The sequence below is a fragment of the Polymorphobacter multimanifer genome, from assembly GCF_014205635.1.
Classification (GTDB): Bacteria; Pseudomonadota; Alphaproteobacteria; order Sphingomonadales; family Sphingomonadaceae; genus Sandarakinorhabdus; species Sandarakinorhabdus multimanifer.
In genome coordinates, this window is sequence record NZ_JACIIV010000021.1 from 62,253 (window position 1) to 70,280 (window position 8,028).

The window sequence follows — 8,028 nt, forward strand, 5'->3', positions numbered from 1 at the left end:
TAATTTGCGACATTGACCTTAAATGTGCGACGGATTAGTTGCCGAATTGACGTTTATGTGCGCCAATATTTTGATGGAGGATACCGCTGACAATAACGGTTCCGAACCTGACGAGCCAACCTGGCGCGCGGCTGTTCGACGTGCTTCCATCATAAGCCGGACCTTCGATGACGCGGACGCAGGCTCTCGATTGAGCTCAAAGGAAGCCGCGGCGTTGCTGGGTGTTGACCGGGCGACGGTCTACCGCTGGCGGGCCGCCTACCAAACTGACCGCCGAGCTTCATCACTTCTACCAAGGCAACGAGGCCGACCGCAGGGCCATCGCTTTGTCGCGGACGATGTCGATGCGATTATCGTTAATCAGATCAACGATTTCTACCTCGCCGACACCAGGCCCGGAATGGCGGAATTGCTGAGGCGCATCCATGCGAGTTGCCACGCTGCCGGCCTGAGCAAACCTGCATGGCGGACCGTGAAGCGCCGCGTGAATGAGGTCGAGCAGCGCGAGGCTGCACTTCGTCGTGACGGCCCGGCCGCCGCCTTTGCGTTGACCCCGGCCATTGGCTGTTACGAAGCGGCACTGCCATTGGACGTCGTCCAGATCGACCATACAGTGGCTGACGTATTCGTGGTCGACGAGGTGACCCGCCAAGTCATCGACCGCCCCGTGCTGACCCTCGCGATCGACGTCTGCACGCGAATGGTCGTCGGCTATTATGTCGGCCTCGACGACCCGTCGACGACGCGGACGGGTGTCACCTTTGCGCAAGCCGTATTCGAGAAAAGCAAATGGCTCGGCGACCGCGCTCTCGACCTGCCATGGCCTGTCGCAGGACTGCCGCGCGTGGTTCATGTCGACAACGGCTCGGATTTCCGCAGCCACGACTTCACTCGTGCATTGGAAGATTTTGGCGTCGAAGTCGTGCACCGGCCGGTTGCCCGCCCGCATTATGGCGGCCACATTGAACGGCTGATCGGCACCACCATGGGTGCGCTGCATATGTTACCCGGCACGACCTTTTCGAACGTGCAGAAGCGGGGCCGCTATCCATCAGAGGCGCGGGCGGCACTGACGTTGCGCGAGCTCGATATCTGGCTCGCCCATGAGATACTCGGAAAATACCATCAGCGTGTCCATCAAGCGCTGAAGCGGCCGCCGGCGGCGGTCTGGGCCGAACTGTCACCACGTTCAAACCTGCGTATGCCAAGTGACCGCATGGCATTTCTGGTCCATCTGCTGCCCTCGCAGTGGCGACTGGTCCGGCGCGACGGTGTCCACCTGTTTGGCATCCGCTACTGGGCGGACACGCTCACCCGCTTCATCGGGCGCGAGGGCAAGCTGCAGGTCCGCTACGATCCCCGCGATCTGTCGAGCATCTATGTGAGACTGCCCGGCGAGGATCGCTATGTCGAGGCCGGCTATGCCGACACAAAGCACCCGGCGGTAAGCCTTTCAGAATGGCGCCGTGCTGCAACGCGTCTCGCCGAGCAGGGTCGGCGCGAAACCAATGAAGACATGATCTTCGGCAGCATCGACGCCCAGCGCGCCATCGAAAACGCAGCGGTGTCGCGGACCAAATCGGCACGCAAAGCGGTAGCCAAGCGACCGGCGCAGCCAGTCGCGTCTCCTGCTGAGACCATCGAGCTGGAGCCGATCGACAGCCGCGATCCTGCGCTGCCGGTGTTCGCGATGGAGATGAAGGATGATCCGAGGAGACGACGCTGATCCTGCGCACGCGGCATGGGTGCAATCAGCGAGTGACGATGAGCGCATACTGTTCGCCCGCGCCGATCGCTGGATCAACTATCCCCGCGCCGTCGCGGTGCTCGATCGAATGGACGAGCTTGTGGCCTGGCCTCGGAACAGCCGCATGCCGAGCCTGCTCGTAACCGGCGAGTCCGGCATCGGCAAAACACAGATCGTCCAGCGCTTCGCATCGCAGCACACCGAACATTTTGACGAGAGCAGGCAGCTGGTGACCCATCCCGTGGTTGTCGTGCAAATGCAGTCGGCACCAACTGACCGGTTGTTCTACATCGCGCTGCTCCACGCCATCGGTGCCATTCACAGCCCGCGCATCTCGACGGCGGACGCCATCTTTTTGGCTGTCAGGCTGTATCGTCAAATCGGCACACGCGTGATCGTCTTTGACGAAGTGCACAACATGCTGGCCGGGTCATTCCGAGAGCAACGCCGGGTGCTGACCCAACTGCGATGGTTCTCAAACGAACTCTCGGTCAGCCTGGTCTGCCTCGGCATTGATGCCGCCAGAGAGGCACTGGCTGCCGATCCGCAGCTCGCGCGACGCTTCGGCATGATCCAGCTGGCACCATGGGCGCCGGATGCTGACTTCCGGGCTCTCATTGCTACCATCATCCGCCATCTGCCGCTAATGGCTCCAACCCTGCTCGATGCCGCCGCTCTGCAGGCGATAATCCGCAACACCCGCGGCAACACCGCCCGCATCTTCGAGATGATGGCAGATCTCACGGTTCGCGCCATCGTCGCTGGTACCGAGTGCATCACACCTGCCGCGATCGAGCACTGGCAGCCTTCGCTGCGAGAACAAAGCCTCGTCGGTTGAGGGCGATGCGCGATGCTGTCTACCGCTCGCCGTGTTGGTCGGCTGCCGGTCGTACCGCGACCCGAAGTCGACGAGCTATTGTCATCATGGCTCAGGCGCACCGCAGCGTTCTATGGCGCAAAGCCCAACGCGCTGCTGGCGCAGCTGGAAACCAGCACGACCGACACCCTGGCGTTCGACTGGGCGGCAAGCCCGGACGATGTCGCCAAAGTCGCTCTGGCGCTTGGCACGACCAGGTCCGATGTCATCAAGCGCAGCTTTATTGGGATACCGACCTCGGCATTGATGTTTATCGAAACCGGTACAGTCGGTAGAACTTGCCCGCCTTGCTTCGCCGAATTTACGAAACGCGGGATGCAGGGGGTCGTCCTGCTGCACTGGAAGCTGGCTGTCGCTTCGCGCTGCGGGCGTTGCGGGAACAGTCTGCGCGGAGACCGAACAATGGCGCGTCATCGACTGACCGGGTGGCAGCCGTCAGCGGAAATGAATGAGCGTCGAGATGATGTGATCAACATCGTCAGGATCAACATGTACGATCCGGTCACGATGGCTGTTGTCGAGCGGCTGTTCCAAGCCGTCGCAACGCCGATCAGGTGGCCAGTGTCATCGCACCGCGATGCTCGTTGTCGCTCGATTGGCAACGGCCCCGCACTGATGTGGCGGCACCCAGCGGTGCAAGCGGTCGTCTCGCGAAGGGCCACTCCCTTATGCCGAAGACAGGCAAACTTTGCATCCTGGCCCGAAGCCGAACAGATCATCGCCGCAGCATGTGTTCACCAGCTGGCCACGGCGCCGGCACAGTTGTGGGTGGAGCTGAAGCGTCTCGGGCTCATCAAAAGCGGCGATACGACCCTCGCCCGGCACCTGTTTCGGCCGTGAGCATTGACGTTGATTTGAGATTCGCAGATTTAAGGTCAATCCGACAGCGAGCGCTGCAGGCGGCCACATCGACATCACGTTATCGTCGGACCGGACGGTCTCTGGTGGGACCCTGACAAACAAAGCTGGCGCGACCACCAGGGCCGGCGATCGCGGGCATTGCCGAACTTGACCAAGCTTGCTGCGCGGCAGCCTGCGCTGGCTGGTTTCGTGGCCCCGCCCCTGACCGCAACCTTTGTCGTACTCGCTACGGCGCATCTCGACCAAGACCCCAGCAACAACGACCCACGAAACCTGGCAGCGCTTTGTCAGCGCTGCCACCTCCAACACGACCGGGCGGCGCATCGGCGCCAGCGCTGGATGACGCTGTTCTACCCCCGGGCGCTCGGCGACTTATTCACCGGACGATATTCAGAACGACGCTGAGTCTCGGGACATCCCAGATGTCGGCAAGGCGAGCCCCACCCCCCCGCCGATGCGCCATTCGCTAAATCTACGGCAGGCCGACAGCGGCCTTGCTGGCGCACGGACCAGGTGTCGAGCGCGACATGCTTGGCATCCGACCGATTTCGCAGGCATAGGCGCTGTCCCGCCCGGCCGGCGCATCGGGACAGTTATGCCAAGAGCTTCATCACATCGAACCGTCGGGGTGGATTTCGGCACCACGAATACCGTCGTGGCCGTCTCCCAGCCCGGCGAAGACCCGCGTCTGCTCGATTTCTCCGCGCCGGTCTCAACGGTCGATGTGTTCCGCTCCGCGCTGTGCTTCTGGGAAGATGACACCGCTTCGAGCGGTGTTGCCGTAGAGGCCGGGCCGTGGGCGATTGCAGAGTATCTCTCCTACCCGGCGGGCTGCCGTTTTATCCAGTCGTTCAAGTCAGTGGCGGCAAGCAGCAACTTCGATCGGGCGGCGATCTTCGAACAGCGCTACACCTTCGAAGCGCTTGGCAGGGCATTTCTTGGTGAGTTGACCAAGCACGCCGGCGGCGAGCTCGATGACCGGGGTAGCCGAATCGTAGTCGGACGACCGGTGGCCTATGCAGGTGGAAGTCCTGATCCGCCGCTTGCCCGGCAGCGCTACGATCTGATGTTCAACGGCTTTGGCGCCGAGATCCATTATGTCTACGAACCACTGGCCGCCGCCTTCACCTACGCGGCTCGCCTCACCGACGAGGCGACGGTGCTCGTTGCAGATTTTGGCGGCGGTACCAGCGACTTCTCGATCGTCCATATGAAGGCGCCGGGCGCGCCGCAGCGCTTCACGGCGCTGGGACATGCGGGCATCGGCATTGCCGGCGACGACTTCGACTTCCGGTTGCTCGATCACCTCGTTCTTCCTCTGCTCGGCAAGGGCAGCGAGTACCGGTCATTCGACAAGTCCCTCGTCATCCCGGGGAGCTATTTCGCCGATTTCAGCAATTGGTCCCGGCTCGCACTCATGCGCAATCGCCGAACGATGGACGAACTTCGACGCCTGCAGCGCCAGGCCGCAAACCCAGCTGCAATCGCGAGACTCATCGCGGTCGTCGACAACGAACTGGGGTATCCGCTGTACGACGCCATCGGACGGGCCAAACGCGCCCTTTCGGAGAACGAAGCCACGACGTTTCGGTTTTCAGGGGCGGGGCTCGAGATCGAAGCCGAAGTGACGCGGGGCATATTTGAAAACTGGATCGCGGACGACCTTGCCCGCATCGAAGCCACGGTCGACGCCGCACTTGTGGCCTCAAGTGTCGGCAGTGGCGACATCGACCGGGTCTTCCTGACCGGGGGTTCATCGCTGATCCCGGCCGTCCGTGAGATCTTCGCCAGGCGCTTCGGTGCTAACCGTGTCGCGGTCGGTGGCGAGCTTACCTCGATCGCGCGTGGCCTGGCGCTCATCGGGCAACGCGATGACGTCGCGGAATGGTCGACCTGATCGTTATTTGCCGTCCGCGTTGACACGGATCGATCGAGCAGCCCGAAATCCTGTGAGCGGCAGTGGTAAGGTCAGGCCGTCAGAAGTCTGTCTGCTGCGGCCATTGCGGCGTCCAGTTCCGCAATGGCGTCCCCCAGCTCGGCCCCAACCTCCCCACCAAACACCGTCTTCGCCGGCCGACCGCGCCGTACCGACATCAGCCCTGCCATGCGCAGCAAGGGCGGTGCGGCGTAGAGCGTCCCGTCGCCACGCGATCGCTTCTGCCCAGGCACCTCAACCACCAGCCCCAGGTCCGCAGCCTGCTCCAGTGTCCGCCATGCGCTCGAGATATCCACCCTCGCGTCCCGCGCCAGCTTCGCCGCCCACACCGACCAGTTGCCCAGCGCCACCGCCACGAGCCGCCGCAACGCCGCCGGCCGCCGCACGTCGGCAAGCTGGCGCTCGACCAACCCGGCATAGGCCGACAGCTCGCGCAGCCGTGCAGCCCCCTGCCCTGCCTGCAGTTCGAGCGCCGCGGCCCAACTGGTCAGTGCTGCCAGCGGCGGCACATCTTCCCGACCAAACACACGCGGCCGCCCCACAAGCCCGGGTAGCACGGCTGTCGTAACCCCGATCCGTCGCAACGCGAATGGCAATGCCAGCGCGAGGTCGCCGGCATCCACTGCCCCCGGCTCGGCCGGCACATTGCGCAGTGTCGGCACCCCCGTCAGAGGATCGTCATCAAACTCCCACGACGACTGCGAGCAATCCCCCAACGTCCGCGCCACCCGCTCGGCAAGCGCCACCAGGTCTCGATCCCCACGCACCGGCGCCAGCTTCGCCACCAGCGCCCGCAGTTCTGCCGGCCCCTTGCGCTGCGCGATCGGCGACCATCGCCTGGCGCGATCATCAAGATCGCCGAGCTGGACATGGCCGCGCGGCAGGGTCACCGCGCCGATGCGCGCAGCGATGATGCTTTGCGGGTCAGCCTCGAACCCGGTTTCACGGGCGGCAGCGGCCAGCGCGACCTCGCGTTCAACCCGCAGCCACGCCGACCGCAGCGGGTGACGCGCAGTTTCAAAATCGAGCCTCGATATTGCCGCCACGGCGTTGTTCAGCGCAGCAAAAGCGAGCTGGCGCTCTTCGCCACGCTCGCCAAAACCGTAGAGAGATCCACTGACGTCCATCAATGCAGATTGCGCGATAGCTGTTTTGGCGCAAGTAAAAACATGCTATCTACGAGGACCCCAAAATCCCACAGATCGACCGTTCCCACGCGCCCCTTCTGACACTCGTGATAATTGCGCTTATCAGAAGCTTGAAATGGCCGGAAAGCGGGGGTAGGGTCGCATTCGTGACGAGAAACTTGAAATTCGGGCCGTCAGGACGGCCGTACAGCGCGGGCGAGGCGGTTTGTGGCACGACGGGGCGCAAAGACGGCTCAGAGGCGTTCTGGGGCCGCGCTGAGCCCTCAGCAACCAGTTACCGGCCCTGATGACCCCCCTGCCCCGCATCGAGCCGCCAGTGAGCGACCGCCAGACGCTGATCGAGCTGCTCGCCGGCGACGGACCAGCGTTCAGTCCGACCACCTATGACCGGTTCGAAGCCTGGTGGTACGGCGCTGCTGCCAACTCAAGGCGGGCCTTTGCCGCCGATATGCGCGCCTGGGGTTGTTTCCGGCGCGGGCGCGGGCAACCCATGATCCCGGCCGGCGCTATCGATGTGCGGGATTTTGCGCGGGCGCAGGTGCATGCCGGTTTGAAAGCCTCCTCGATCGCGCGACAGCTCGCCAGCATCGCCATCCTTCATGACTTGGCTGGACTCCCCTCCCCGACGCGCGATCGCGTTGTTTCTGGCGAAATGAAGGGAATTCGCCGCGAAGAAGGTCTCGATGGCCGCGGGCGCCGTCGTCAGGCGCTGCCGCTGCGGCTGAAGGGCGAGGTCGGGGACATCGTTGCCGACAAGCCACTGCCACTGTCGGTGATGGCCTTGTCGACGACACTCGACACGACGACTGCGGCCGGCGCGCGTGACGCGGTACTGTTGCTGCTCGGCACCGATCTCGGCCGGCGCCGTTCAGAATATGCGGCCATGAATGTCGGCGACGTGACGGCGGCCGGCGATGGCTCGGGGACGATGCTGATCCGGCGCTCGAAGACCGACCAGTCCGGTGAAGGCCGGGTCAAGTATCTGAGCCCCGAAGCCATGGTTGCTATCCGCACCTGGCTTGCGAGCAGGCAGGGCGACGAGGAAAGCCCCCTGCCCCCCGATACACCGCTCCTGGCGTCGGTCGACCGGTTCGGACGGGTTGGCGGCCGGTTGTCGGACGATGGCATCCGGGACGTCCTGTTGCGGATCGCGCGGCGCGGATTGCGGAGGCTGCAGCCTGAGCTCGAGGACGCTGCCATCGAAAACCAGGTCCGGGGGCTTTCGGGGCATAGCCTGCGCGTCGGTTTTGCGCAGGACCTGACGGCTGCAGGTGAAGGGCTGGCGGCGATCTGCCAAGCCGCCGACTGGAGCTCGCCGACGATGCCCACGCGCTATGCAGAAGCGCTGGCAGCGCGGTCGGGGGCGGTCGTGTCCCAGGTGGTGGTGTAGGTCGCGGTTGGCCATCGGCGATCTTCGGTTAGGTTTGGGTTGCAATATCCAACCAACGGAGATCACCGA

The 8,028-nt window shown here is 63.8% G+C and carries 6 protein-coding genes; 5 read left to right on the forward strand and 1 reads right to left on the reverse strand.

Going from position 1 to position 8,028, the window contains the following annotated elements:
• Positions 1 to 73 precede the first annotated feature (73 nt).
• From FHS79_RS13970 to FHS79_RS13985, 4 genes are all read left to right on the forward strand, one after another.
• The gene (locus tag FHS79_RS13970) at positions 74 to 1,726 is read left to right on the forward strand and encodes a Mu transposase C-terminal domain-containing protein (protein WP_184201321.1); all 1,653 of its coding nucleotides are present in this window, start codon (positions 74 to 76) and stop codon (positions 1,724 to 1,726) included.
• Positions 1,704 to 2,585, forward strand: a complete 882-nt coding sequence (locus FHS79_RS13975) for a TniB family NTP-binding protein (protein WP_184201324.1) — start codon at positions 1,704 to 1,706, stop codon at positions 2,583 to 2,585. Before FHS79_RS13970 ends, FHS79_RS13975 begins: the two co-directional genes overlap by 23 nt.
• A 12-nt stretch (positions 2,586 to 2,597) precedes the next feature.
• Positions 2,598 to 3,464: a TniQ family protein gene (locus tag FHS79_RS13980; RefSeq protein ID WP_184201327.1), complete on the forward strand. Its 867-nt coding sequence runs from the start codon at positions 2,598 to 2,600 to the stop codon at positions 3,462 to 3,464.
• A gap of 616 nt (positions 3,465 to 4,080) precedes the next feature.
• Entirely contained in the window at positions 4,081 to 5,382 is a 1,302-nt protein-coding gene (locus FHS79_RS13985) for an Hsp70 family protein (protein ID WP_184201330.1), read from the forward strand.
• A 71-nt stretch (positions 5,383 to 5,453) separates the two neighbouring features.
• Here the strand turns inward: FHS79_RS13985 and FHS79_RS13990 are convergent, their stop codons facing one another.
• Positions 5,454 to 6,548, reverse strand: coding sequence for a hypothetical protein (locus FHS79_RS13990; RefSeq protein WP_184201333.1), 1,095 nt, complete (start codon positions 6,546 to 6,548; stop codon positions 5,454 to 5,456).
• Between the two features lie 307 nt (positions 6,549 to 6,855).
• On the opposite strand from FHS79_RS13990, the gene FHS79_RS13995 reads away from it, so the two are divergent.
• The gene (locus FHS79_RS13995) at positions 6,856 to 7,959 is read left to right on the forward strand and encodes a tyrosine-type recombinase/integrase (protein ID WP_184201336.1); all 1,104 of its coding nucleotides are present in this window, start codon (positions 6,856 to 6,858) and stop codon (positions 7,957 to 7,959) included.
• Positions 7,960 to 8,028: the final 69 nt, after the last annotated feature.